Consider the following 26,159-nt stretch of genomic DNA (forward strand, 5'->3'; position numbering starts at 1 on the left):
GCAATGCCAGCCGTCACCCACCCGCCGCACAAGAAGGGCGATTTCTTCGTCGACTACGAACAGAAGCTGTTCGAGGACGTGAAGGCCGATCCCGGCGAAAAGGCGCTCGTCACTTTCCACACCGTCGCCTTCGAAGGCTCGATCGGGCTGGTCAACCTGCTGCAGGCATCGCGCCTGATCCAGAAGGGGTTCGAGACGTCCGTGCTGCTCTACGGGCCGGGCGTCACGCTCGGCATCCAACGCGGCTTCCCCAAGCTCGGCGACGAGGCCTTCCCCGGCCATCTCAACTTCAACAACCGGCTGGAAAAGATCATCAAGGACGGCGGGAAGGTCTATGCCTGCCGGTTCGCCTTGCAGGCGCTCTACGGCCACGGCGAGCCGTCGCTGATCGAAGGCATTGTGCCGATCAACCCGCTTGATGTGCTCGACCTCGTGCTGCTGCACCGCAAGGCCAACGCCTTCATCCTCGACACCTGGACGCTGTGACGGAGCGCGGCGGGTCCGCCCGCCGCCAGCCGGAAAGGAGAAACGATGCCGACCAGTCCGACCATCCGGGTCGCCGCCGTGCAGATCGCCCCGGACCTCACCGCGCGCGCCGGCACCATGGCAAAGGTGCTGGCGGCGATCGGGGAGGCGGCGGACAAGGGCGCAAAGCTCGCGGTCTTCCCCGAGACGTTCGTGCCCTGGTATCCGTATTTCTCCTTCGTGCTGCCGCCGGCGCTGTCCGGCAAGGAGCATGTGCGGCTTTACGAAAACGCCGTCTCCGTTCCCGGCCCGGAAACGGACGCGGTGTCCTCCGCGGCGCGAAAGCACGGGGTCGTGATCGTGCTCGGCATCAACGAGCGCGACCACGGCTCGCTCTACAACACCCAGCTTGTCTTCGACGCCGACGGCTCGACCCTCTTGAAGCGGCGAAAAATCACGCCGACCTTCCACGAACGCATGATCTGGGGCCAGGGCGACGGCGCGGGACTTGCGGTCGTCGACACGGCGGTCGGCCGGGTCGGCGCGCTCGCCTGCTGGGAGCATTACAATCCCCTCGCCCGCTACGCGCTGATGGCGCAGCACGAGGAAATCCACATCGCGCAGTTTCCCGGCTCGCTGGTCGGCCCGATCTTCGCCGACCAGATCGAGGTGACCATTCGCCACCACGCGCTGGAAAGCGGCTGCTTCGTGGTCAATTCCACAGGCTGGCTCTCGGACGAGCAGATCGCCTCGATCACCCCGGATCCGGGCCTGCAGAAGGCGCTCACCGGCGGCTGCATGACGGCGATCATCTCGCCCGAAGGCAAGCACATCGTGCCACCTATCACCTCCGGGGAAGGCATTCTCGTCGCCGACCTCGACATGAGCCTGATCGTCAAGCGCAAGCGCATGATGGATTCGGTCGGCCACTACGCCCGCCCGGAGCTTCTCAGCCTGTCGCTTGATCCCCGCCCCGCTTCTCCCATGCATCTCACCGCGCCGTTCATGGCGCAGCCCGAATTCAGGAGGTTCCAGGATGCTGAACCAGCCGACGCTGCCGACCGAGCAGCTGATCAACGAATTGCAGTCGTTCGGAGCGCGACTGGTTGATCCCAGGGCCGGCGCCGACAGCCGGCGCGGCGGCGCCGGACCGTCCGACCACAAGGCAATGACGATCGACGGCATGACCGTCATGGTGCCGGTGCACACAGCGCCGGCCTTCGAAAGCTCATATCTGGTCGAAAAACCCGACGCCTTCGGCAGGAGCCGCATCAGCCGCGAGGGCCGGCATGTGGGCGACGTATCTTTTCCGCTGCGCCCGCGCTTCTACGAATTGAGCACCGAGGACGGCATCCCCTATTCGCAGATCGCCGTGCTGCATGGCCGCGACGTGCTGGCGACCACCGTGCTGCAGACCTGCATCCGCTACCAGAGCCGAGCCAAAACCTGCCAGTTCTGCGCGATCGGCCAGTCTCTGGCAGCCGGACGGACCATCGCGCACAAGACGCCGGCCCAGCTCGCGGAGGTGGCGAAGGCCGCCGTCGAGCTGGACGGCGTCAGGCACATGGTGATGACCACCGGCACGCCGCGCGGCAGCGACCGGGGCGCATCGGTCTTGGCGGACAGTGCCGCAGCCATCAAGGCCGCGGTCGACCTGCCGATCCAGGCGCAGTGCGAGCCGCCGGAGGAGGATTTCTGGTATGGCCGCATGCGCGACGCCGGCGTCGACGCCCTCGGCATGCATCTGGAAGTGGTCACGCCGGAAATCCGCCGCCGCATCATGCCGGGCAAGGCGCAGGTGCCGGTGGAAAAATACCTGTCGGCCTTCCGCGCCGCTGTTCCCGTCTTCGGGCGGGGCCAGGTCTCGACCTATATCCTTGCCGGCCTTGGCGATACGCCGGAGGCCATCCTCGGCGTCTGCGAGACGCTGGTTTCGATCGGCGTCTACCCCTTCGTGGTGCCGTTCGTGCCGATCTCCGGCACGCCGCTCGAAAGCCATCCGACGCCGGCGCCCGCTTTCATGCACTCCATCCTCGGCCCGCTGTCGAAAATGCTGGTTGCCGGCGGATTGAAAGCCACCGACATCAAGGCCGGCTGCGGCAAATGCGGCGCCTGCTCCGCCCTCTCCACCTACGAAAGGACGCTGGTCTCATGATGTTCGAGCCCTTCCCTTCCTTCATGCCCAGCGAGTTCCAGGTAAAATTCGCCGCCTCGCGCTGGGAACGCGAACAATCACATGTGCTGCGGCGCGCCGTGTTCTGCGAGGAGCAAGGCATTTTCCACGGCGACGACCGCGATGCGGTCGACGACTACGCCATTCCGATCGTGGCGCTCTCCATGCTCGGCGTCGCGGCGGACCGCGTCGTCGGCACGGTGCGTATTCATGAAGAGGGGCCGGGCCTGTGGTGGGGCTCGCGGCTGGCCGTCGACGCCGACTTCCGCCGCATCGGCGATCTCGGCGTGACGCTGATCCGCCTGGCGGTCAGTTCCGCCCACGCCATGGGCTGCCGCATCTTCCTCGCGCATGTGCAAGAGCAGAACGAGCTTCTGTTCCGCCGGCTCAACTGGGAGGTCCTCGACCGCGTCGACTTCCACGGCCGGCCGCATCTGAAGATGCGGGCAGACCTTGCACATTATCCGCCCTGCTTCTCGCCGGAGCACGGGTTTGTCGCGCTGCGGCGCCGGGCCGCCTGAGATGGACGGCGTGGCTCTCGAAACGCTTGCCGAAACACTGCGCGCCAGCCGCGGCATCGCTGCCAAGGCCGACATCGGCCCGGTCGCGGCGCGGCTGGGGCTAGACGGCATGGCGATTGCGGTCGGCGACGACTGCGCGGCGATCCCCGATGGCGACGACCATCTGCTCTTCGCCATCGAAGGTTTTATGAACGAGTTCGTCGCCGCCGATCCGTGGTTCGCCGGGTGGTGCGGCATCATGGTCAATCTGTCGGACATCGCCGCGATGGGCGGCCGCGCCATCGCGGTGGTCGATGCCGTCTGGGCCGACGGCGACGGCAAGGCCGCACCGGTGCTTGACGGCATGCGCGCGGCATCCGCCGCCTATGGCGTGCCGATCGTCGGTGGCCACACCAACATCCGCACCCCGCAGGGTCAGTTGGCCGTCGCCATTCTCGGCCGCGCCGGCAAGACCTTGCTGACCAGCTTCGATGCCAGGCCCGGCGACGTGCTGATCGCGGCAATCGACCATCGCGGCGCCTATCGCGAGCCGTTCAACAACTGGCAGGCCGCGCTCGATGCCCCGCCGCAGCGTCTGCGCGGCGATCTGGACCTGATGGCGGAGATCACCGAACGGGGCTTGTGCCGCGCGGCAAAGGACATCAGCCAGGGCGGCATTCCCGGCACGGCGATCATGCTGGCGGAATGCTCCGGCGTCGGCATCGACATCGATCTCGACTCAGTGCTCTTGCCGCCCGGCGTGGCGCTCGACCGCTGGCTGGCGACGTTTCCGAGCTTTGGTTTCCTGCTGTCGGTCCAGCCGGACAAGGCTTCGGAAATACTCAAACTCTTCGCCGCGCGCGGCATCAATGCCGCGACCATGGGCTCGGTGACCGAAGGCAGCGAGGTCGCAATCCTCTCCGAAGGCCGCAGGGCGGTGATCCGCGACTATGGCGTCTCCGTGCTGATGGGTCTCGGTCCGCCTCCAGCCGAAGCGCCCCTCGCCGATCGCGAGCAGGCGGCATGACCGGCCGGCCGCTCAGCATCGCCATGCTGGCGCATTCCACCAATCCGCGGGGCGGCGTGGTGCATGCGATGCAGCTTTCGGAAGCGTTGCAGGATCTTGGCCATGAGGTCGTGCTGCATGCGCCGGACGCCTTGGGCGGAGGCTTCTTTCGCGCCGTGCGCTGCGGGACCGCCGCCTTTCCGGTCGCGCCGGCGGCTCCCGGCATGACCGCGATGGTCGAGCAGCGCATCGCCGACTATGTCCGTCATTTCGAGCCGGCTGCGGCGCGGCGCTTCGACATCTTCCACGCGCATGACGGCATTTCCGGCAATGCGCTCGCCACGCTGGGGGAGCGCGGCCTCATTCCAGGCTTCGCGCGCACGGTGCATCATGTCGACGACTTTGCCGACCCGCGCCTTGCCGAGTTGCAAGCCCGTTCGATCAACGCCGCCGACCGCTGCATCGCTGTCAGCCGGACCTGGCAGACCCGGCTGGCGGCGGACTGGACCATAACCGCCGACCTGACCGGCAACGGGGTCGATACGGAGCGGTTCGGCCCGAGAGGGACCGGGGCCGAAGAAGCCCTGCGCAAAAGGCTCGGCCTCGGGCCGGGGCCGGTTTTCCTGTCGGTCGGCGGCATCGAGGCCCGCAAGAACAGCGTCCGCATCCTGGAAGCGTTCCTGCAACTGCGCATCTTGTTTCCCGACTCGCAACTGGTGATCGCCGGCGGCGCATCGCTGCTCGACCACGGCGCCTATCAGCGGGAATTTGCGACGATACTGGCCTCCGCCGGTCCCGCCAGCGCCGGCATCCATGTCACCGGGCCGGTGGCCGATGCCGACATGGCGCCGCTCTACCGCCTTTCGCACGCGCTGGTCTTCGCCTCCGTCAAGGAAGGGTTCGGGCTGTGCGTGCTGGAAGCCATGGCCAGCGGCATTCCGGTCGTCGTCTCGTCGATCGCGCCCTTCACCGAATATCTGTCGCCCGACGATGCGCTGTGGTGCGACCCGTGGAAGCCGGCCTCGGTCGCCGATGCCATGGCGCTGTCCTTCAACGAGACGCTGCGCCGACGGCTGGCGGAGCGTGGCCCCCGGATCGCCGCCGCGCACGGCTGGGAGCGTGTCGCAAAGGCGCATCTGCCGGCCTATGCGCGCCTCGCGGAGCCCGCCCATGCCTGAGATGCGTTTCGTCATCGTCTGGCCGGACGGCCAAAGGGAAAGCTGCTACTCGCCCTCGCTGGTCGTCAGGGACTATTTCTCCGAAGGCGAAACCTATCCGCTCGGCGACTTCATGGAGCGCAGCCGCGCCGCGCTCGGCACTGCCTCCGAAAGGGTACGCGCCAAATATGGCCGGCCCTGCTCGCTGGCGCTCGGCCAGCTGGCGCGTCTTGAAAGCACCGCGGCGCGTTTCGGCGGCGATCCGGATGCAAGGGTCGCCTGCGAGACCTTCCTCCTCGACAATTGGGAAACACGATCATGACAGCGCCAGCATCTCTCGCGCCGCATTACGGCGCCGTCGTCGTCGGCGGCGGACAGGCCGGCCTTTCCGCCAGCCACTACCTGTCCACCCATGGCATCGACCATGTCGTCTTCGAGAAGAACACCGTCGTCCACAAATGGAAGGACGAGCGCTGGGACGCCTTCTGCCTGGTGACGCCGAACTGGCAATGCCAATTGCCCGGCCATCCCTATGACGGCAACGACCCGCACGGCTTCATGGTCAAGGACCAGATCATCGCCTATGTCGACGGTTTTGTACACAAGGTCGCCGCGCCGGTCGTGGAGCACACCGCGGTCATCATGATCGAGCGCGCCGGCGACGGTTTTCGCGTGACCACCACCGCCGGGACGGTGACGGCCGATGCGGTCATCCTGGCGACCAGCCTCTATGGCGCGCCCTTCATTCCCGCTGCCGCCGCCCGCCTGCCGGAAGACATCGTCCAGATCCACACCGCCGGATACCGCAATCCCGGCCAGTTGCCCGACGGCGCGGTGGTGGTGGTCGGCTCCGGCCAGTCGGGCGCGCAGATCGCCGAGGACCTGCATCTCGCCGGCCGAAAAGTGCACATGGTCACCGGCAATGCGCCGCGCTGTGCCCGCTTCTATCGCGGCCGCGACGTCGTCGACTGGCTGTGGGACGTCGGCCAATACGAGATCACGGTCGCGGACGACGGCATGGGCAAGAAGCGCCACGACACCAACCACTATCTCACCGGCCGTGACGGCGGCCGCGACATCGACCTGCGCGCCTTCGCCCTGCAAGGCATGGCGCTCTATGGCCGGCTGTCCGGTGTTGCCGGCGGAAAAATGCTGTTCGAACAGAACCTTCGGGCCAATCTCGACAATGCCGACCGGGTCTACAACGGCATCAACGCCCTGATCGACAGGCACATCGCCGCCAACGGCATCGACGCGCCGGCCGGCGAGCCCTATCGCCCCGTCTGGGAGCCCGAAAACGAGCCCGCCGAACTCGACCTCGAGGCGGCAGGCGTCAGCTCCATCGTCTGGGCCACCGGCTTCAGCGCCGACTGGTCCTTCGTCGGCCTGCCGATCTTCGACGGCACCGGCTATCCCGTCCACCGCCACGGCGTCACCGATATCCCGGGCGTCTACGTACTCGGCCTGCCCTGGCTGTGGACGTGGGGTTCCGGGCGCTTCCTGAGCGTCGGGCGCGACGCCGAGTTCGTCGTGTCGCACCTGGCCGCGTCGCGCATCGAGGCAACCACGCCGGCGCTGAAGCGGGCCGGATGACACCTCGCGGCTGATCCGGGCCAATTGCCAGCCGAACGATCGCCGAACTGCATTCGCACAGCAGCGCAAGCAGCCGCGGCAAATACCGGCTCGTGCGCCACACGGTCCGTCGCCGATCGCAGCGTTTGCAACCGGCGATTATTCGAACCTGTTCCCTCATTGGCGATTGCCCTGCCATTGGCGGGAAGCTATCGGCTGGATGACGATCGCAGGTTACCGGCGCGGCGGCCGGAACGCGCGGTCGGCCGACATACCGTTGAGGGGGACTTCATGCGATCCTTGCTCCGCGCAGTGCTGGCGGCCGCCCTGCTCTGCCCCACGGCGGCCTTCGCGGCGGAAGGCTTGCCGGGCGACGCCATGTCGCTGATGTGGGCGCTGCCTTTCGCCGGGCTGCTGCTGTCGATCGCAACCGGTCCCCTGCTCTACCCGCATCTGTGGGAACACCACTACGGCAAGATCACCGCCGGCTGGGCCGCGCTCGTCGTTCTGCCGCTGATCGCCACGCAGGGCTGGCCCGTCTCGGCTGAAGCGCTGCTGCACACGCTGCTGCTCGAATATCTTTCCTTCATCATCCTTCTGCTCGCGCTTTACACCATTGCCGGCGGCATACTGGTGGCCGGCAACATCCATGGCACGCCGCTGACCAATGCCGGCCTGCTCGTCATCGGCGCGCTGCTCGCCTCCGTCGTCGGCACCACCGGCGCATCCATGATCATGATCCGTCCGATGATCCGCGCCAACGACAACCGCCCGTTCAACGCGCATGTCATCGTGTTCTTCATCTTCCTGGTTTCCAACATCGGCGGCGCCCTCACCCCGCTGGGCGACCCGCCGCTGTTCGTCGGCTTTTTGCGCGGCGTCGATTTCTTCTGGACCACCGCCAACCTCTGGAAGGAAACATTGTTCGTCGGCGGCATCGTGCTGGCCGTCTTCCTGGCGCTGGATTTCTGGCTGCATGCCCGCGAGGCCGGCATGCCGAAAATCAAGGACCCGACGCCGAACAGCGCAGTGCGGGTGCGCGGCCTCGTCAACCTGCCGCTGCTGGCCGGCGTCATCGGCGCGATCCTGCTCTCCGCCGCATGGAAGCCGGGCGTCGCCTTCACGGTCGCGGGCGTGCAGCTCGAAGGGCAGAACCTTCTGCGTGACGCGATCATCCTGGCGTTGGCTCTGGCTTCGCTGAAACTCACGCCCCGCCCCATGCGCCATGCCAACGGTTTCACCTGGGGGCCGATCGTCGAGGTGGCGAAACTCTTCGCCGGCATATTCATCTGCATCGTGCCGGTCATCGCCATCCTGCGCGCGGGCTCGGAGGGTGCGCTTTCCCCGCTGGTCGCGATGGTCACCAATGAGGCCGGTGCGCCTAACGACCTGGCCTATTTCTGGCTGACCGGCGCGCTCTCCTCCTTCCTCGATAACGCCCCGACCTATCTCGTCTTCTTCGAGCTTGCCGGCGGCGACCCTGAGCACCTCATGACCGGGCTGGCCACCACCCTCGCCGCCATCTCGACGGGCGCGGTGTTCATGGGCGCCAACACCTATATCGGCAACGCCCCCAACTTCATGGTCTTCGCCATCGCCAAGCACCGCGGAGTCAAAATGCCGAGTTTCTTCGGCTACATGCTGTGGTCCGGCGCGGTGCTGATCCCGACCTTCCTGCTGGCGGGCTGGGTGTTTTTCGGAGGGTAGCGTCAGGGGACAGTTTACTTAATTCCGCCCGCGCCGACCCTGAAACGCAGCGCCTTTCCGCGGAATTAAGTGAACTGTCCGCGGCACTTCGCTCTCAACCTACCCCGACATACCGCTTCACCATGTCCGGATCAGCGCGCACTTCATCAACGCCGACAGTGGCGCGGACTCGGCCATTCTCGACGAAGGTGACGCGGTCGGCGACAGGCAGCACGGCATCCACCCGCTGCTCGACGAGCAGTGTCGAGACGCCGCGCTCGCCCAATTGCTCCACCGTCTCGCGGATCTTCGAGATCATCGACGGCATCAGCCCTTCGGTCGGCTCGTCGAGCAGCAGCACGTCCGGCTCCAGGCAGAGCGCCCGGGCCATCGCCAGCATCTGCTGCTCGCCGCCGGACAGCGTGCCCGAGCGCTGCTTCAGCCGTTCACGCAGGATCGGAAACAGCGCCAGCACGTTTTCGCGCGTCTCGGCGCCCTTGCCGCGCGCCATCAGGCCGATCTCGATGTTTTCAGCAACGCTCATCTCGGCGAACAGCCGCCGGCCCTGCGGCACATAGGCGACGCCAGCCTTCGGCACTTCATGCGCCGGCAGATCGACCAGGTTTTTCGCACCGAGCATGACCGTTCCCGCCCGCGCGGGGACCAGCCCCATGATCGCCTTGAGAAGGGTCGTCTTGCCGGCGCCGTTGCGCCCCAGCAGGCAATGCACCTCGCCGCGCCGGAGCTCCAGCGACAGGCCATGCAGCACCTGCACTTCGCCGCAGAAGCAGTCGAGTTTTTCGATCCGCAGCACGGCGGTCATGCCACCTCCGCCCCGAGATACGCCGCCTGCACAGCGGCATTGGCGCGGATGTCCTGCGGCGCGCCCTCGGCCAGTACTTTTCCGGCGTCTAGCACGGTGATGCGGTCGGCCAGCGCCATCACCACCGGCATGTTGTGCTCGATGATCAGAACGGTGGCGTCGCGCGCCACCTCCCGCACCAGCGTAACGAAATTCTCGATCTCGCCGTCGGAGAGGCCCTGCGTCGGCTCGTCGAGGATCAGCAGGCGCGGCTTCAGCGCCAGCCCCATCGCGACTTCCAGCAGCCGCTGGTGGCCGTAGGCCAGCGACCCCGCCGTCTCGTGGGCACGCGCAGCAAGGCCGGTGCGCGACAGCGCCGACATGACGCCGTCGCGAAGGTGGCCACCTGCCCGTCCGTCGGTCAGCGTACGCTGCACCGCCAGCGCGACATTGTCGTAGGCCGAGAGGTTGGAAAAAACGCTGGTGATCTGGAACGTGTAGGCGATGCCTGCCCGCACGCGCCGGTGCGCCGGCAGTTTTGTGATGTCGCGCCCCTCGAACAGGATCACACCCGAGGTCGGCTCGATCCGCCCGCAGATCAGGCTGACAAAGGTGGTTTTTCCGGCGCCGTTGGGACCGATGACGGCGCGTATCTCGCCGGGCATCACCGAAAAATCGATGCCGTCGACGGCGCGCAACCCGCCGAAATGTTTCTTCAGCCCGGAGGTGGCGATCAGCGGCGTCACGGCAGCCATCGCACCCACCTCTGGCGCACTGTCCCCAGAATGCCTTTCGGGAAGAACAGGATGAGCAGCACCAGCGCCACCCCGACGATGCCGAGATAGCTGACGTTCCAGTCCGGCAGCCAGGCTTTCAGCAGATCGCCCGAGCTGTCGATCAGGTAGAACATCAGCAGCGTGCCGACCAGCGGCCCTAGCGTCGTCGCCGCGCCGCCGAGCAGCACCCAGAGCAGTGGCAGGATGGAGTATTGCACCGACGCGAAGGTCGCGCCGACATAGCCGAACAGGATCGCATAGGCCGCGCCCGCCGCCGCGCAGATCGTGCCCGAAACCACCGTGGCCGCCAGCTTGTTGGCGAAGGTGTCGAACCCCAGCATGCGGGCGCGCTCCTCGTTCTCGCGGATCGCCACCAGCACCCGGCCGAAACGCGAGCGCACGACCGCCAGCGTGATCATCAGCACGACCGCGAAGAGGGAGAGCGCCGCGAGATAGCGGAACGAGGGGCTGGTCAGGTCGAGCGTTGCGCCGGCAAACGATATCCTCCGCTGCGCCTGGGCTATCACCAACCCCTCGTCGCCGCGCGTCCACGCGCCAAAATAGAAGATCACGAGATAAAAAACCTGCGCGAACATCATGGTGACGATCATGAAGGCGACGCCGGTGGTGCGCAGCGCGAGAAAGCCGACGGCAAGCGACAGTGCTGCGCCGGCTGCAAGCCCGGCGGCGAAGGCTGGGACGACACCCCAGCCGAGATGCACCATCGTCAGTCCCGCACCATACAGCCCCGCGCCGAAGAACATGGCGTGCCCCAGGCTGAGCAGGCCAGCATAACCGAACAGGAGGTTATAACCCATGGCGAACACCGCCAGCACCATGACCCTGGCCAGCACGCCGTGATGATAGTCCGGCAGCACGAAGCCGAGCGCCAGCAGGAGCGCGATCACCGCGGCATGCAGCAGGTAGGCCTTTGCCGGCGAAGCGCTCATCGCGCCGCCGTGCCGAACAGGCCCTGCGGCCGGAACACCAGCACCATGGCGACCACCAGCGTCGCGATGATCTTCGCCAGCGTCGGCGAGAAGAAGACGGAGATGATGCCGTCGCCGAGCCCGACGATCAGCGCGGCGATCACCGTGCCGCGCAGCGAGCCCAGCCCGCCGATGATGACGACGATGAAGGACAGCAGCAGCGGATCGCGGCCCATCAGATAATGCGCCTGGCTGATTGGAACGATCAGCACCGCGGCCACCGCCGCCAGCATCGCACCCAGCGCGAACACGCCGGCATAGACGCGGTCGACCGGAATGCCGAAGGCTTGCGCCGTCTCTCGGTCATATTGCGTGGCGCGCATGACCAGTCCGACCTTCGTCTTCGTCAGCACGAACCACGTCGCAGCGAGCAGCAGCGCCGAGGCGGCGATCACCGACAGCTTGTAGCCGGAATAGCCGAACCACGGCAGCAGGATACGGTAATTGAACGGCGCCTCGACCGGCCGCGCCTCGGGGCCGTAGAAAGTCAGCGCCGCCTGCTGAAAAATGTAGAGCAGGCCGATGGTGGCGACGATGGTCGATTCCGGATTGTACTCCAGCCTGCGCAGCACCAGCCGCTCGGAGACGAGCGCGATAGCTCCGCCGATCAGCGGGCTTATGACGAGCGCGGCCAGAAAGCCCAGCGCCGGATGGCCGGTCACCAGCGAGGCCACCCACCAGGCCAACACGGCGCCGAGCATATAGAACTCGCCATGCGCGACATTGACCACCCGCATGACGCCGAACACCAGCGACAGGCCAAGCGCCGTCAGCGCCAGCACCGCCGAATTGACGAGACCTTCGAGTGTGGCGAGCAGCAGGTGAGGACCGAAGGCCATTCAGCCGTCCTCGTCGGCTGATTCCGGCGGCCATTGGCGGGCGGTGTGGAGGACAGCATGAACATAAATCGCGTCGTCCTGAATTTCGTAGACGAGGCGATAGTTCGGATGGGGAATCAGTTCGCGCGTTCCCGGCAACTCGCCCGGTCGGCCCATATGAGGAAACTTGGCCGCTCTTTCAGCCGCGGTCTTGAAGAGAAGGTCCATTCTCGCAGCGGCAACAGGATTGTCAGCCTCGATGAAATCAAAAAATTCGTCACGGTCCTTTTCGGCATCCTTGGACCAGCGAACCTTCACGCATTGTCCTCGCTTGCTTTACGCAGGATTTCCTCGCGACGGCGCTGAAACTTCGCTTCCACCTCTTCTCCGGAAAGCCATTTGCCGGCCGCAATGGAGGCGCGGGAACGCTCCACCTTTCGGCGCAGGAATTCGACATACTCCCGATCCTGATTGACAAAATCGCGCATGAATTCGCGGACGATCTGCGACGCCGGGCGGTCGTCATGCTTGGCGGCCGCCATGAACGCATCGCGCAGTTCCGGCTCCAGTTTCATCGTGAAGACGGCTTCCTTGGCCATGGTCATCTCCGATCGAGGTACTGACGACGTATATACCACGTCAGTACCTCCGTCACCAGACCGGTCACATTCGGATGCCGTCCTCACAGCGGCTGGATCGTATAATCTCCTTCCGGCTCGTAGAGCCCGTCCTCGATCGTCGTGCGGTGCACGACCTTGAGCTTGCCGCCTTCGACTTTGGAAATGTTCTGGTGGCCAAAGCACTGGTGAATCTTGCCATTGAAGGTCTTGTCGCCCTGCGGATGCTCGGGTCCTTCGGCGAAGGCGGTCAGCGCCTCGGTCGCCTCGACAAGCTTGGCGCGATCCTCAGGCCCCTTGTAGCCGGAATCCTCCATCGCCTTCTTGATGACGTAGAGCGTTTCCCAGCAGCCGAACATGTGGGCGGCCGTCGACACGTCCTTGGGATCGCCCAGCGCCGCGCCGTTCTCGTCGATGCCGACGGCGGCGCGATAGGCTTTCTGCGCCTCGCTGTCGTTGTCCTGCGCGTAGCGCGGCGAGCCTTCCCAAAAATGGCTGCCGTCCAGAAATTCCAGGCCGGGGCTGTTGATGTCGACCGCCTCGAGACTGTCGATGAAGCCGAAGAGCTGCGGCCGGTTGGTGCCGTAGAACTCGCCGAGTTCCTTGACGAAGGTCAGCACCGCCGGCCCGACCATGACGTGGTAGAGCACCTCGGTGTCGGCCGGAATCTGCGGAAAATACTTTGTGAACGAGCTTTCCGTCGGCGGAATGGCGATCTGCGCGATGACTTCCGAGCCCTGCGCCTTCAAAGCCGGCGGCAGGTAGTCGCGATGGTCGTAGCCGAAGGCGAAGTCCGGGAAAATCTGCGTGACCTTCTTGCCGACATTGCCGGCGATCCACGGCGCCATCGCCTGAATCTGGCTCTTCACGTCGGTGATGCCGGGTTGGAAGACGTAGCGGTTGAGTTTGGTCGAGGCGACGTGGTGGCCCTCGCTGACGACGAAATAGGGCAGTTTTGCCTCGCCCGCCGCCGGCGCCGAGCCGATCACCACATGGCTGAACAACGTGCCGTAGGCGACGTCGACCTTGTGCTGGGTAGCGAATTTTCCGATTACCTCGGCGCCGCGGCCGGGGTCGGTGCCGTCGTCCTCGATGATGATCTCGACCGGGCGCCCGTTGATGCCGCCCGCATCGTTGATCAGCTTGATCGCAGCGGCGGTCGTCTTCTCGTACCAGCGGCCATAGGCGGCGCCGATGCCGGTGCGGTGCGACTGGAAGCCGATCTTGATCGGCGCCGAACTCTGCGCCTGCGAATAGCGCACAAACCCCGGAGCCGCCACGAGGCCGGCCGAAGCCGCAATCCCCTTGAGGGCGGTGCGGCGATTGAGACGCGTGCCGATGAGGCTGGAAGCCTTGCTTGTGGTCATGCCTGTCCCCTCTGACGATCTGTCCGGAGCCGCGTGGCGCAGGTCCCCGGCGCCCGAAACGCATTGATGCGGAAACTAAATCATCAATCCTTGGGTGCCGCAAGGGCAGGCTGGCGCGACAATGCTGCGACGCACAAGCTTCACGCCTACCCGGCTGTCGGCGTCGACAAAAGCCAGAGCCCGAACACCGTGTAGCCGATCATCAGCAGCGTCAGCGGCACCTGTGAAAACAGCGCTCCTCGCGATCCGGCGTGCAGCCGCGAGGCCAGACCATGCGCAACCAGCACCGCCAGCACATGCCCGCCGATGATTGCAAAAGCCTGGGCGTTCCAGATGAGCACGGCCTGCTCCGACCCCATGACGATACCCGCGGACACCGGCATATAGGCGGTTCCGAAGAGGTTCCAGCCAAGCCCGAACGGGTCCGAAAGCGCCACCGCCGCATATTGCGCGTTGACCAGGAAGGCGGTCAGGTAATGCGAGAAATGATAAGCGAGCGCGATCGGCACGATCGACCACACCAACAGCCCCGCCGCGCGCCGCGCCGATCCTTCGCCGGCCAACCGTTCACCGAGAGAGACGCAAATCAGGAACACCCCAGCAAGCGCGGCAAACATCCCGGCCAGGCCAAGCGTGTTGATGGCCTGCAGCGCGGAGCGTCCGGGAAACTCCAGCGGGTTGATGCCGTTCGCGCCCAGCCACAGGAACGTCTTCGAAAATCCGTCGAAGGACACGGATGCAAGCGCCAGCAGCAGGAACAGCGTGACGGACAGCGGCAGCGGCTGTTCGGCCCAAAGCTTTGCGCCCGGCAGGCAGAGCGAGACGGGTCTCCGGTTGCCGTCCGTCGCAGAATGAAAAATGCCGAAGCGGGAAACCATTCGGAAAAACACGGACAGAAACTCGCCACGTCCACTCCAGACATCATGGCCGACCACCAGCATGATCGCAAAGGCCAACATCCAGTAGCCGCCGACGGCAAGTGCCAGCCGGTACGGATCGTCGGGCGCAACATCGATCAGTTCGAACCATGCGAAGGCAGCAAACAGAATGACCGCCGGCCAGTAGCCAAGCCATTCGGGATATTTCAGCCCGGCCTCTTTCGGAATTACTGCGCCGGCTAATTTTAGTGGCGCATACCAAGGGTCGATCCAGCGCCAAAGGTTGCCGAACGCGCCCTGAACAAGTGTCAGGCCGATCCACAGCAGCGTCCACACCGTCAGCGGCAGCGGGTTCGACAGCGGGTCGCGACTGCCGAAGATGCCGGCGGCAATCAACGCGCAGAGGATCAGGAACGACACGAGGCTCGTCCAGAACCGCAGCCTGTCCGGCACGGCAAACAGGGGCAACCGCCACGCAGCCAGTTTCTCCAGCGTCGTTTGCGGGACGAAGAACAGCGCCAGGAAGCTTGCCGCCACCACGACCGCGCCGCCGAACAGATAATAGCCGGTCGGCAACAGCAGCACGTAGCCGCGATCGGAGGCATGGGCGAAGGCGGCGGTCGGGGCGAGAGCGAAAGCCGCGCAGCTGAACGCGACGATCCTCGCGGTTGGCCACCTGCCGTCGTCGCCCGCATGGCGTTCCTTCGCACCCCCCTCTGTCCTGCCGGACATCTCCCCCTCAAGGGGGGAGATTGGCAGCTTCAGCATTGCCGTCTGCACTTCAACGATGGCGATTGGCGAAAGCCGAGCCGCCGGCGCGATCTCCCCCCTTGAGGGGGAGATGTCCGGCAGGACAGAGGGGGGTGCGAAGGAATGCGACGGCAACGATCCGGGCCCGTATGATCGGCAGAGCCTAGCAGTCGTGCGCTCCGTTGTCCGCAGACAACGCTGTCAAACCTTCACCTTCTGCTCCACCCGCTCCTCATTCCCGAACACCCGCAAATACCGCGCGATCTCCGCGGCTTCGCCGGTGGCCTTGGCGGGATTGTCGGAGAGTTTGACCGCGGGGCGGCCATTGGCTTCCGTCACCTTGCACACCAGCGATATGGCGTTCATCCGGTCGGTCTCGATCGGCGCGCAGTCCTCGAAATCGTTGGTCAGATTGGTGCCCCAGCCGAAGGCCATGCGCACCTTGCCGTCGAAATGTTTGTAGGTCTCCTCGATGGCGTCGACGTCCAGCCCGTCGGAAAAGATCAGCAGCCGGTTGCGCGGGTCGACGCCCTTCGAGCGCCACCACGCCAGAATCTTCTCGCCGCCCTCGATCGGCGGCGCGCTGTCGGGGCGGAAACCCGTCCAGTCGGCTACCCAGTCCGGCGCGTCGCGCAGGAAGGAGGCCGTGCCGAAAGCGTCGGGCAACACGATCAGCAGATTGCCGCCGTAATAACGCTGCCAGTCCAGCAGGACGTGATAGGGCGACTGGCGCAACGCCTCGTCCGTCCCGGTCAACGCCGCGAACACCATCGGCAGTTCGTGCGCGTTGGTGCCCAGTGCCTCCAGGTCGGTGTCCATGGCAAGCTTGACGTTGCTGGTGCCGGTGAAAGCGTCGCCGATGCCTTCCTTTAGCGCCTCGACGCACCAGCGCTGCCACAGAAAACTGTGGCGTCGACGCGTGCCGAAGTCGGACACCTTGAGGTTCGGGAGCTTGCGCAGCCGCTCGGTCTTGTCCCACAGCTTTGCCTTGGCGCGGGCATAAAGCACGTCGAGCGAGAATGGTCCAAAACCGCTCATCGCGGCGCGCGAGCGCAACTCGTTGATGATGGCCAGCGCCGGGATCTCCCACATGGAGGTGTACATCCACGGCCCGTGGAAATGCAGCTCGTACTGGCCGTCCCGCTTTTCCAGCTCGTATTCGGGCAGTCGGAAATTCTCCAGCCAGGACAGGAATTCCGGCTCGAATATCTGCTTGCGGCCGTAAAAACTGTTGCCGGCCAGCCAGATCATCTCCTTCTTGCCGAAGCGCAGCGTGCGCGCATGGTCCAACTGCTCGCGCAGCGCACCCTCGTCGATCTCTTCCGCCAGCCGGGCGCTGGTGGTGCGGTTGATCAGCGAGAAGGTGGCGTCGACTTTCGGATACATGCCCCAGATCATCTGCAGCATGAGCAATTTGTAGAAATCGGTGTCCAGCAGGCTGCGGACGATCGGATCCAGCTTCCAGGCATGGTTATAGACGCGCCTGGCGATATCGGTCTTGGTCATCGACCCAAAAAACCCCGCTTCTTCCTGCCGGGCCGGTCAGGACCCGGAAGCGCCTATAGCATCGAAATTTTCCGCGTGCTGCAGCTTTCCTTTGGTCCTGCCCGGCGCAGGCCGGCGCCGGTCCGGCCCTATGCGACTGCGCCTACCGCGCCACGTAGCCGCCGTCGGCAGAGAGGATGGCGCCGGTGATGAACGACGACGCGTCGGAGGCCAGGAACGCGATCACCTCGGCGATCTCTTGCGGCGAACCGATGCGGCCCATCGGATGCGCGGCCTTGATGGCGCGCTCGGCGGCGACGGGGTCCGGCTGGCTGTCCAGATAGCGCGTCAGGAACGGCGTATCGACCGAGCCCGGCGCCACCGAATTCACCCGCACGCCATGTTCCGCATAATCCACCGCGAGCTGCCGCGTCAGTTGCACGATCGCGCCCTTGCTGGCGCAGTAGGCCGCCTGCAAGGGCAGCCCCACCAGGCCGGAGATCGAGCTGACGCTGACGATCGAGCCGCTCTTTTGCTTGATCATTTCCGGCAATACGGCGCGGCAGTGGTGGAACACGCCGGTGACGTTGACCGCCATCAGGTCGTTCCACTCATCCTCCTCGGTCGACAATATGTCCTTGGTGATGATGACAGCCGCATTGTTGACGAGGATATCCAGCCGCCCGAAGCGCGCCAGCGCCACCTCGACCGCCTTGCGCGCCGTTCCGGCTTTCCGCACATCGCCCGCCACCGCCGCGACGTTCGGCGCTTCCAGATTTGCGACATTGGCGTCGACGTCCTCGGCCACCACCGAGGCGCCGCGCCGCGTCAGCAGTTCGACAGTCGCCCGCCCAACGCCGCCTGCCGCCCCCGTGACGATCGCAACCTTGCCGTCGAGCGGCTTTGCCTGATTCATCCGATCCCTCCCGATCTGCCTTGCCGACTCGCCTCGGCGCCCGTTCCGATATCACATTTGCAAGCGTCCGCCTGCCGCCGCCTACATTCCGCGCTTCGATTGCTGCTCCTGTGGGGCTGATGAAGTGACCGCAAGTCACCGGTGCGCGTTTTTTTCACCGTCGAAAAATGACGAACGGGAATCCGATTTGCAAACGCCTTGAGGATGCCGGAATTCAACGACAGCTGACATCCGGGCGCAGTACATTTCAGCATGTTGCGCTGCGCTCTGCCATGAAGTTCCGGATAAGGGGGGATGTGTGACTGAGGCGCGCGCGCAAGGCGATAGCCTTCACCAAGGGGCCGGCGAAAACAGTACCGGCCTTACCGTATCCGGGCCTGTCCGGCGGGATGTGCCGGCCAAAACCAGCGAGGCTGGGATTCTCGGTATTTGGTGCGCGCTGGTAACCGCCTTCCTCGTCTGGGCAGTCTATCCAAGTTCCTATCCAGGATGGAAATCCGCTGGCTTCCTTCACCTGTTGTGGTTCGGCGGCCCGTTGATCGTCTTTGCGGTATCGGGCTGGGCACTTTTGTCCGGAAGACCATCACGACTGCTGATGGCTCGCGCGATCCTGGTTCATTTCATCATCAGCCTGATCGGCCCTCCGATCTTGCTGGCGATATCGCTTTTCAACCCGGCTACCTGTTGCTCATCTTCTTCGGAGGATTGATCGACATCCCGATCGTCGTGCTGACATGGCTGAGGAGCGGCAAGCTGAGCGAGACACGACGCTCCAATGCGTTGATCGCGCTTTCGATCCCCGGAACGGTCGCTGCGCTTTTCTTTCTGTCCTACGTCAATATTTCGATCGTGAAATGGCGCGCACTCTCCACAGCGGGCATCATGCCGTTCTGCCTGCAAGTTCCGGCCGACCATATTGGACGGTATCGGCCTGTCACGCGATCGAGCGAGCTTACCGGTTTCGAAATGCAGGCGCTTTTCACCAATGGAGGCGGATCCTCCGACTACCAGTTCGCCTTTCATGCCGTTCTGGTCGTCGAACGAGACCAATCGACGGAGTTCTACAACTGGTCGTATTACACGATGAACTTCGTCCGCGTTGAGGACAAATCCGTACGCGCCCTCCACCTGAACGCGGTCTGCAAACCATCGTCAGACCATCTGGCGAACCTGGGGTGACGGTCTTGAAAATCGCCGGGGCAGGCGCCCGGAACTTCATTGTGCTCGATCCGGACGGGAATCTGATCCTGTTCGCCAGCCCCGCGGACTGAGGCCGGCTAACCCTCCCCCTTGCGGGGAGGGTTACAGAGAAAACTGAGCGACACGCGAGGTTTTTGAAGCGGGGCGGGGGTCGGTGGCAAGGTGCTCCGAAACAGAGCAAGGTCGGAGCTTGTCCGCCACGACCCCACCCCGGCTCACGCACTTCACTGCGTTTCGGTTGTTCACCGACCCTCCCCACAGAGGGCGAGGGTGTTCCAGCGCTTACCAGCACGCGTAGGCGTATTCGCACCAGCCATTGTAATAGCAATAATACTGCCAGTAGCAGACGGCCTTGGAGTTGGCCGCCGCCGTCTCACGCACCTGCCCGGCAACCTTGGTGATCAGTTCGTCGCCCTGGGAGAGGTCCTCGGCCTTCTTCAGCACGCCCTCGATGTCGAAGGGCGCGCTCTTGTCCGCGCCGCCCTCGCCGGTCTGGCCGTCGGCCAGCACCTTGCCGGGAACGCTCGCCATCATCTTGGCGGCGGTGACCAGCGCCAGCGCGTCGCCCTTGGTCTCGCCATAGCTGACGAGATTGCGCGCCGTCTCCAGGATCAGACGGCCTTCCGCCTGCTGGGCGGTGCTCAGCGTCTGCTTGTCCTGCGCCACCGACGCGCCGGCCGTCAGGCTGGCCGCGGCGAAGACCGCCGCTATCAGAAGTTTCTTCATGGTCATCGTCCTCTGTTGTTGACAGTTCCCGCGCAGGACGGACCCCCGCCACGCGCGACCCGACTTTATCGAGGCCGCCACACCATCCGCGGCTGCGCCTCGAACCTCACCGGCGGATGCTCCGCCCGGTGTTTCCGCCCTGCCTGCCCGCGCTTGGCGGATCGGTCGGGGGATCGCGATGGGGCATTCCTGCCCCCAAAATCGTCCGCTCTCAGTCTCCCTTTGCCTGGGTCGCCCGGAACGGCCTGATGTCGATCGACATCTCCTCCTCGAGCCGGGGCGGCTGCGTCGCGACCGCCCGGTTCATGTCGTTCAACCCGACCGAAAGCAGGTCGCGCACCGCCGCCGCGCCCGGCGCTTCCACGCCCGGCATGGCGCGCAAGCCGTCCTGCCCGAGGTCGGTGAAGGCCGTATGCGCGCGGTTGACGCCCGGCACCGCGAGGAACACCAGCCGCTCCTCGGCGGAGGCTTTCGGGTTGGGCTCCATCTGCAATATGTCGACCGTGCGTTTCTCGCCGATATGGATGCGGTTGGAATTGCCGTTCGTCGGCCACACCGGCGTGATCGAGAAATCCGCGCCGATCAGGAGCACGGTGACGTCGAGCGGCTTGCGGCCGATGTTCTCCATCTCGATCGACAGGATGTCGCAATCGGCAAGGACAGGGTTTTCGCTGGTCGGCTTGGCCGCCGCATAATTGCTCTCGCCGTCGGGGCAGGGCGCGCCCTTGCCGGGTCGCACCGCACTGGCGCGCGCCAATATCCTTGGCGTCAGGCCGAGTTTTTCGGCCGCCTCGCCGCGCGGGTCCAGCCGCTGCAAAGCGGTGGCGCGTGCCATGCGGCCGATCGCGTCCGCTACGGCCTGCGCCGCCGCCTGCGGCTCGTCCGGCAACGTCAGACGCGGCGACCGCCCGTCCCGGTCGATCAGCCCGCCGGCCGGCGAAAACGCAATCGTGCCATCGACGAGACCGACCGCAATGTCATATCCCTCGCGGCGCAGCGACACGCGCGGCGCAAGCGCGGGCATCGCCGTCGCCTGCCGCAGGGCGGCCACCGCCGCCGTATAGTCGTGGCCGTCATCCGGATCGACGCGCACCGGCTCCGACAGGACCAGGCCGAGGTCGACGCCGCGCTCGACCAGCCGGGCAAAGCGGCCTTTCTTGAAGGCCGCCGCATCCACCCCTGCGGCGCAGGCCGCGGCGTCGCTCTCGCACGGCCACATGACTGGCGCCACCACGCTGCGGCTGGCGCCCGCCGTCTCGACCACGCCATGCGCGACGGGCCTGTCGTCGGGAGTGGTCGCATCCTCGTAGAGCGCCAGCACCGAGCCGGCCGAGATGCCCTCCAGAGCGCCCGCCTGCAGCTTGCCGGAAAAGACGGGCCACTGCTTTCGCGCCGTGGCCGCGCTCAGCCCCAGCACCGGCTCGTCCAGCAATTCGCCTTCCAGTTCCGGCGTCTGGGTGGCCATCAGCGTGTTGCGCTTGATGTCGGCCATGACAGCCTGATGCAGCGTGCGATAGGTCAGGCCCGGCGTGGCGTTCAGCCGGCCAAGCAGCGTGTAGGTGAAGACGCCGAAACTCTCGCCGGGCGCAGCGTCCTTCGGCGTCTTTTCCAGCGCCTCCTCGATCTCCTGCGCAGCGTAGAAGAAGGCGGCGCGGCCCCGGCCGGGTTTTTGCTCCATCCTGGCGGCGATCAGCCCGCGCCCGCTGCTCGCGGCCGCCGGCACGCCAAGTTCCGCCGGCTCGACACCCCGCGCCCGCACATCGTCGCCGGCCAGGGCGCGAAATCCGGTGGCGGAGTTGCAGGCATCGATCACGCCGAAGAAGTCGGCGCCCTTGTCGAGGATTTTTCGCACGCGCGCATTGAGTTCGTCGTCGACCAGCGCGTTCTCGACGCCCTTGCCGGTCCAGTTGCCGACATCATAGGGCAGGAAGATCTCGTCGTTACCGCCCTGCTCGTCGCTGTCCTGGTCGGGCTGCTGCGAGCCGTGACCGGAGAAATAGAAGACGACGAGGTCACCGGCCTTTGCCGTCTCGGCGAGCCGGTCGAGACCCGCAAGCACCGCTTCACGCGTGCCCGGCCCCGGATTAGCGATACCTTCGGCGAGCCCGTCGACGCCGTCCGCCAGCACCGTGATGTCGGCCGGCGCGACGCCCAGCCGCGCAAGCGTGTTGGCCATCTCGCGAGAATCGTTCTTCGGCCCGACGAGACGCAGGCTTTCCGCCAAATTCGGATATCCGGAAACACCGACCACCAGCGCGCGCGTCGCTGCCTCGGCGGAGCAAATGCCAAAGGACAACGCGACGGCTGTAATTGCTACAACCCCGAAGCGCAAAACCGCACCCAGCCCAAACCTTGCCCCAGCGCAGAATTGCAAGATGCGCTGTCCATGTCCAGTCAAAAGCAGGATTAGGGCGTCACTTCGTCCGGCTGATGCCAGCGCAATGACATGATTGTTGCAATTTGGTGTCCGGCGTTACAGTGCGGTTACATCGGATGTTGTTTCGCCGGCATCCGGAATCCTTGCAACTGGCCCCCCGCCGAACGGAACGGCAGCAGCCTTCCTCAGCCTCCCGCCCCCCGTCCCGCGCCGCGCCGCTTGCGGATGCCGATCTGACCCGCCACCGCCGTCTCCCCGCGCGTCACCGAAAGATCGCGCTCGGCAAAGATCCAGTCGATGAAAGCCTGCACCACCGGCGCCGACCGCATCTGGCCGCGGCAGGCGACGTAGAAGGAGTCCACCGCCGGCACGGCGAGGTTGAAGGGCGTCACCAGTTGCCCGCGCGCCAGAAGCCCGCTGGCTGTCACCGAATCGCCCAGCGCCACGCCGTGGCCGTGCAACGCCGCCTCGGTCGACAGCCGTGCGTCGCTCATCTGCAACTGCGGCCCGCGCGCCAATTCCAGCGCATCGGCCGCCGCCAGCCAGGTGTGCCACTCGCGCCCGTCGTCGCCATGCAGCATGACGTGGTCGGCAAGGTCGCGCACCGTACGGATCGGCCGGTTGTTGATCAGTGTCGGGCTGACCACCGGGAACAGTTCGAGATCAGACCATTTGCGGAACCAGCAGTCGCCCCAGTCGCGGTCGCCGTAATGCACGCAGAGGTCGATCTCGGGCGAGCGCAAATCCTGCGGATCGTTGGAGGCGCGCAGCTTCAGTCTGATGTTCGGATATTGCGCGACAAAACTGCCGATGCGCGGGATCACCCACAGCGACAGCAGCGCCGCCACGCAGCTCACGGAGAGCTGGCCCGCTCCGGTCGGCCGCATCAGCCGCGCGGTCGCCGCCGCTATGCCTTCGAAGGCGCCGGAGACGGCCGGCAGCAGTTCCGCGCCCTGCGGCGTCAGCTTCAGCCGCTGGCCGGCGCGCTCGAACAGTCTTACCTTCAACGTCGCTTCCAGCGCCTTGATCTGGTGGCTGACCGCGCCGTGGGTCACGCTGAGTTCGGCCGCCGCCTTGGTCAGCGACCCATGCCTGGCCGTCGCCTCGAAGGCGCGCAGCGGATTGAGCGGAGGCAGGCGACCGGACATGGCGAACCTTCGGGCGTCCAGGGACATTTCCGATATGCCGGGATCGCCGGAAAGCCGCCATTTCAGGCCGGCTTTTCCAGATTTCCCGACATGTAACTGTGAGAAAAATTCACATGGAACGCTACAACAATATCAATTGATCTTTCAACGGATTCCGGGCAGTTTTATCGAAATCAAGAAAAAGCAGGTTTGGGAACATCGAAGGGCATACGATCCGCCGGAGCAAGGCGGGCGTGAATGCCCTCGAACAGCATATCGGCGCATCATTCGCGCCGCAGGAGGATTTTCATGGGTTTCGACGCCGAAAAGCTGGAAGCGCTGCGCCGCCGATACGCGGATTTGCCCGGCGGCGACATGTATGATCCGAAATTCCGGCGCGTGGCCGAAAAGATCTTCAAGGGCGGCACCCGCGTCGCGCCCTACGCCGGCATGCCCACCTTCCTCGCCGCGCCGCACATGCAGGTCGACAACGACAATCCGGATTTCGGCGACCTCCAAGTCGCGATGGTCGGCATGCCGATGGACCTCGGCGTCACCAACCGCACCGGTGCGCGTTTCGGGCCGCGGGCGCTGCGCACCATCGAGCGCATCGGTCCCTACAACCACGTTCTCGACTGCGCGCCCGTGCAGGAATTACGGGTCGCCGACATCGGCGACGTGGCGTTCCGCAGCCGCTACCGGCTGGAACTCTGCCATGACGACATCGAAAAGCGCATCAACCAGATCGTCGATGCCGGCGTACTGCCGCTCTCGGTCGGCGGCGACCATTCGGTCAGCCACCCGATCCTCAAGGCCGTGGGCAAGAAGGCCCCCGTCGGCATGATCCACATCGATGCGCATTGCGATACCAGCGGCGCCTACGACCTGACCAAATTCCACCATGGCGGGCCGTTCCGCAACGCGGTGCTCGACGGCGTGCTCGACCCGACGCGCACCATCCAGATCGGCATCCGCGGCGCATCGGAATATCTGTGGGAGTTCACCTACGAATCCGGCATGACCGTCGTGCACGCCGAGGACGTCACCGGCATGGGCGTCCCGGACATCATCGAGAAGGCGCGAAAAATCGTTGGCGACGGCCCGACCTACATCTCCTTCGACGTCGACAGCCTCGACCCGTCCTTCGCGCCGGGTACGGGAACGCCGGAGATCGGCGGGCTGACGACGCGCGAGGTGCTGGAACTGCTGCGGGGGCTGAAGGGCCTGAACATCGTCGGCGGCGACGTCGTTGAGGTCGCGCCGCAATACGACGCCACCGCCAACACGGCGCATGCCGGCGCGCAGGTTCTGTTCGAGATCCTGTCGCTGATGGTGTTCAGCCCGGCGATCACCGGCAAGACGAAGTGAGAACAAGCAACGCGCCGGAAACCGGCCGACACAGAGGAGAACCACGATGACGATAAACCTGACCCGGCGCACGGTGCTCGGCGGCGCGCTTGCCGCAGGCGGCGCGCTCGCCATGCCGTCGATCCTGCGCGCGCAGGACAAGTCGCTGAAGATCGGCGTCTATGGCGGCTATTTCCAGAAATCCTTCAACGAGAATATCTTCCCCGAATTCACCAAGTCGACCGGCATCGCCGTGGAATCCGTGGCCGAGCCGACCGGCGAGGCCTGGCTGGTGCAGCTCGAGCAGGCGGCCAAGGCAGGGCAGGCGCCCGCCGACGTGTCGATGATGTCGCAGACATCGACACTCAAGGGACAGTCCACCGAACTCTGGGTGCCGATCGACGAGAAGAAGATCAAGAATTTCGGCGACCTGCTGCCGCAGTTCGTCAACAAATATCCCGACGGCCGCGTCGCCGGCATCGGCGCGGTGGCGTGGTACATCACACTGGTCACCAACACCGACGTCTACAAGGAGGCGCCGACCTCGTGGCAGGCGCTGTGGGACCCGGCTAACGCCGACAAGCTCGGCCTCCTGGCGCTGGTCTCCAACTCCTTCCTGCTGGAAGTAACCGCAAAAACCTTCTTCGGCGGCACCAACGCGCTCGACACCGAGGAAGGCCAGATCAAGGCTTTTGAGAAACTCGCCGAGGTGAAACCCAACGTCCGCCTCTGGTATCGCGACGAGGCGCAGTTCGAGCAGGCGCTGAAGTCGGGCGAGATCCCGATGGGCCAGTATTACCACGACGTAACCGGCCTCGCCGCCGCCGACGGCCAGCCGGTGCGCTCGACCTTCCCGCAGGAAGGCGGCATCCAGGACAGCGGCAACTGGGTCATCTCGCGCGCCTCGGAAAAGGCCGAAGAGGCGCTGGTGTTCATCGACTATATGAGCCAGCCGTCGATCCAAGGCCTGATGTCGCGCAAGGTCGGAACCGCGCCGACGCTGAAGAAGGAAAAACTCGACCTCACGGCGGAAGAATTCGGCGCCGTGTCGTCGGAAATCCCGCCGATCATCCCGCGCTACGACCTCTACACCACCAAGTCCGACTGGCTGAACCAGAAATGGACGGAGATGATCGCGGGTTGAGACGCGGGAACGCGGACCTTGTCTGTGTTCGCGCTTGGCGTTATCTTGGAGGCTGGAGTGGGAGCCAGGCTTTCGCCTGGCCCCCTTTCCTAGATCCTGAAGCGGACCCGGAACGAGACTTGCCAGCCTGTCCGGGTCCATTTCAGTTCCAGGGTGACGCTACATGGTCGAAACCACATGGCGCACCTCCAGTTCGAGAGCGAGGCGGTCGGGGTGGCCCATCCTCCCCGATGCGCCGGCTGGCTCGGCGCCGCTGCTTCCGCCCTCGAATTCTTTGCCGC

25 protein-coding genes are annotated in these 26,159 nt (G+C 65.3%); 12 read left to right on the forward strand and 13 right to left on the reverse strand.

The genetic code is table 11. From position 1 onward, the window contains the following. Positions 1-3: 3 nt before the first annotated feature. The 9 genes from ACSBOB_RS30980 to ACSBOB_RS31020 all read left to right on the forward strand — a co-directional run bounded on the left by ACSBOB_RS30980 (position 4) and on the right by ACSBOB_RS31020 (position 8,580). Entirely contained in the window at positions 4-486 is a 483-nt protein-coding gene (locus ACSBOB_RS30980) for an MSMEG_0572/Sll0783 family nitrogen starvation response protein (RefSeq protein WP_442579855.1), read from the forward strand. Positions 487-531: 45 nt separating this feature from the next. Beyond that, positions 532-1,575 carry a Nit6803 family nitrilase gene (locus ACSBOB_RS30985; RefSeq protein WP_442579856.1) on the forward strand — a complete coding sequence of 348 codons (1,044 nt, stop codon included), beginning with the start codon at positions 532-534 and terminating at the stop codon, positions 1,573-1,575. Further along, on the forward strand, positions 1,502-2,620 hold the full coding sequence (locus ACSBOB_RS30990) for an MSMEG_0568 family radical SAM protein (RefSeq protein WP_442579857.1): 1,119 nt from the start codon (positions 1,502-1,504) through the stop codon (positions 2,618-2,620). The genes ACSBOB_RS30985 and ACSBOB_RS30990 overlap by 74 nt, the downstream gene beginning before the upstream one ends. After that, positions 2,617-3,159, forward strand: a complete 543-nt coding sequence (locus ACSBOB_RS30995; RefSeq protein WP_442579858.1) for an MSMEG_0567/Sll0786 family nitrogen starvation N-acetyltransferase — start codon at positions 2,617-2,619, stop codon at positions 3,157-3,159. Before ACSBOB_RS30990 ends, ACSBOB_RS30995 begins: the two co-directional genes overlap by 4 nt. 1 nt (position 3,160) lies before the next feature. After that, on the forward strand, positions 3,161-4,165 hold the full coding sequence (locus ACSBOB_RS31000) for a sll0787 family AIR synthase-like protein (RefSeq protein WP_442583884.1): 1,005 nt from the start codon (positions 3,161-3,163) through the stop codon (positions 4,163-4,165). Then, positions 4,162-5,322 carry an MSMEG_0565 family glycosyltransferase gene (locus tag ACSBOB_RS31005; protein ID WP_442579859.1) on the forward strand — a complete coding sequence of 387 codons (1,161 nt, stop codon included), beginning with the start codon at positions 4,162-4,164 and terminating at the stop codon, positions 5,320-5,322. Before ACSBOB_RS31000 ends, ACSBOB_RS31005 begins: the two co-directional genes overlap by 4 nt. Then, the gene (locus ACSBOB_RS31010; protein WP_442579860.1) at positions 5,315-5,623 is read left to right on the forward strand and encodes an MSMEG_0570 family nitrogen starvation response protein; all 309 of its coding nucleotides are present in this window, start codon (positions 5,315-5,317) and stop codon (positions 5,621-5,623) included. The genes ACSBOB_RS31005 and ACSBOB_RS31010 overlap by 8 nt, the downstream gene beginning before the upstream one ends. Next, complete coding sequence (locus ACSBOB_RS31015; protein ID WP_442579861.1) at positions 5,620-6,894, forward strand: MSMEG_0569 family flavin-dependent oxidoreductase; 1,275 nt, start codon at positions 5,620-5,622, stop codon at positions 6,892-6,894. The genes ACSBOB_RS31010 and ACSBOB_RS31015 overlap by 4 nt, the downstream gene beginning before the upstream one ends. A gap of 270 nt (positions 6,895-7,164) precedes the next feature. Continuing rightward, positions 7,165-8,580: a sodium:proton antiporter gene (locus tag ACSBOB_RS31020; RefSeq protein ID WP_442579862.1), complete on the forward strand. Its 1,416-nt coding sequence runs from the start codon at positions 7,165-7,167 to the stop codon at positions 8,578-8,580. Between the two features lie 94 nt (positions 8,581-8,674). Here ACSBOB_RS31020 and ACSBOB_RS31025 read toward each other — a convergent pair whose 3' ends face one another. The 10 genes from ACSBOB_RS31025 to ACSBOB_RS31070 form a co-directional block, all read right to left on the reverse strand. Further along, on the reverse strand, positions 8,675-9,382 hold the full coding sequence (locus ACSBOB_RS31025; RefSeq protein WP_442579863.1) for an ABC transporter ATP-binding protein: 708 nt from the start codon (positions 9,380-9,382) through the stop codon (positions 8,675-8,677). Continuing rightward, a complete protein-coding gene (locus tag ACSBOB_RS31030; RefSeq protein ID WP_442583885.1) occupies positions 9,379-10,107 on the reverse strand; it encodes an ABC transporter ATP-binding protein in 729 nt (242 codons plus the stop codon). Before ACSBOB_RS31030 ends, ACSBOB_RS31025 begins: the two co-directional genes overlap by 4 nt. After that, positions 10,104-11,087, reverse strand: a complete 984-nt coding sequence (locus tag ACSBOB_RS31035; protein WP_442579864.1) for a branched-chain amino acid ABC transporter permease — start codon at positions 11,085-11,087, stop codon at positions 10,104-10,106. The genes ACSBOB_RS31030 and ACSBOB_RS31035 overlap by 4 nt, the downstream gene beginning before the upstream one ends. Continuing rightward, positions 11,084-11,965, reverse strand: coding sequence for a branched-chain amino acid ABC transporter permease (locus ACSBOB_RS31040; RefSeq protein ID WP_442579865.1), 882 nt, complete (start codon positions 11,963-11,965; stop codon positions 11,084-11,086). Before ACSBOB_RS31040 ends, ACSBOB_RS31035 begins: the two co-directional genes overlap by 4 nt. After that, positions 11,966-12,262 carry a type II toxin-antitoxin system RelE/ParE family toxin gene (locus ACSBOB_RS31045; protein ID WP_442579866.1) on the reverse strand — a complete coding sequence of 99 codons (297 nt, stop codon included), beginning with the start codon at positions 12,260-12,262 and terminating at the stop codon, positions 11,966-11,968. It abuts the gene before it with no gap. After that, the gene (locus ACSBOB_RS31050; RefSeq protein ID WP_442579867.1) at positions 12,259-12,543 is read right to left on the reverse strand and encodes a hypothetical protein; all 285 of its coding nucleotides are present in this window, start codon (positions 12,541-12,543) and stop codon (positions 12,259-12,261) included. The genes ACSBOB_RS31045 and ACSBOB_RS31050 overlap by 4 nt, the downstream gene beginning before the upstream one ends. Before the next feature lie 83 nt (positions 12,544-12,626). Next, a complete protein-coding gene (locus ACSBOB_RS31055; protein WP_442579868.1) occupies positions 12,627-13,928 on the reverse strand; it encodes an ABC transporter substrate-binding protein in 1,302 nt (433 codons plus the stop codon). 146 nt (positions 13,929-14,074) lie between these two features. Continuing rightward, the gene (locus tag ACSBOB_RS31060) at positions 14,075-15,538 is read right to left on the reverse strand and encodes a hypothetical protein (RefSeq protein WP_442579869.1); all 1,464 of its coding nucleotides are present in this window, start codon (positions 15,536-15,538) and stop codon (positions 14,075-14,077) included. 219 nt (positions 15,539-15,757) lie between these two features. Continuing rightward, positions 15,758-17,062 (reverse strand): nicotinate phosphoribosyltransferase, encoded by a 1,305-nt coding sequence (gene pncB / locus ACSBOB_RS31065; protein ID WP_442579870.1) that lies wholly within the window; start codon positions 17,060-17,062, stop codon positions 15,758-15,760. A gap of 142 nt (positions 17,063-17,204) precedes the next feature. Next, positions 17,205-17,957, reverse strand: a complete 753-nt coding sequence (locus tag ACSBOB_RS31070) for an SDR family NAD(P)-dependent oxidoreductase (protein WP_442579871.1) — start codon at positions 17,955-17,957, stop codon at positions 17,205-17,207. A gap of 489 nt (positions 17,958-18,446) precedes the next feature. Between ACSBOB_RS31070 and ACSBOB_RS31075 the strand changes: the two genes are divergently transcribed. Beyond that, positions 18,447-19,136 (forward strand): hypothetical protein, encoded by a 690-nt coding sequence (locus tag ACSBOB_RS31075; protein WP_442579872.1) that lies wholly within the window; start codon positions 18,447-18,449, stop codon positions 19,134-19,136. Positions 19,137-19,439: 303 nt separating this feature from the next. Here ACSBOB_RS31075 and ACSBOB_RS31080 read toward each other — a convergent pair whose 3' ends face one another. The 3 genes from ACSBOB_RS31080 to ACSBOB_RS31090 form a co-directional block, all read right to left on the reverse strand. After that, positions 19,440-19,883, reverse strand: a complete 444-nt coding sequence (locus tag ACSBOB_RS31080) for a hypothetical protein (protein WP_442579873.1) — start codon at positions 19,881-19,883, stop codon at positions 19,440-19,442. Positions 19,884-20,094: 211 nt separating this feature from the next. After that, complete coding sequence (locus ACSBOB_RS31085; RefSeq protein WP_442579874.1) at positions 20,095-22,107, reverse strand: caspase family protein; 2,013 nt, start codon at positions 22,105-22,107, stop codon at positions 20,095-20,097. 338 nt (positions 22,108-22,445) lie between these two features. Continuing rightward, positions 22,446-23,408, reverse strand: coding sequence for a LysR substrate-binding domain-containing protein (locus tag ACSBOB_RS31090; protein WP_442579875.1), 963 nt, complete (start codon positions 23,406-23,408; stop codon positions 22,446-22,448). Between the two features lie 288 nt (positions 23,409-23,696). On the opposite strand from ACSBOB_RS31090, the gene speB reads away from it, so the two are divergent. Further along, positions 23,697-24,755 carry an agmatinase gene (gene speB / locus ACSBOB_RS31095; protein ID WP_442579876.1) on the forward strand — a complete coding sequence of 353 codons (1,059 nt, stop codon included), beginning with the start codon at positions 23,697-23,699 and terminating at the stop codon, positions 24,753-24,755. Between the two features lie 46 nt (positions 24,756-24,801). Then, positions 24,802-25,878: an ABC transporter substrate-binding protein gene (locus ACSBOB_RS31100; RefSeq protein WP_442579877.1), complete on the forward strand. Its 1,077-nt coding sequence runs from the start codon at positions 24,802-24,804 to the stop codon at positions 25,876-25,878. The last annotated feature ends 281 nt before the right edge of the window (positions 25,879-26,159 follow it).

Source organism: Mesorhizobium sp. KACC 23794 (assembly GCF_052180275.1).
Taxonomy (GTDB): domain Bacteria; phylum Pseudomonadota; class Alphaproteobacteria; order Rhizobiales; family Rhizobiaceae; genus Kumtagia.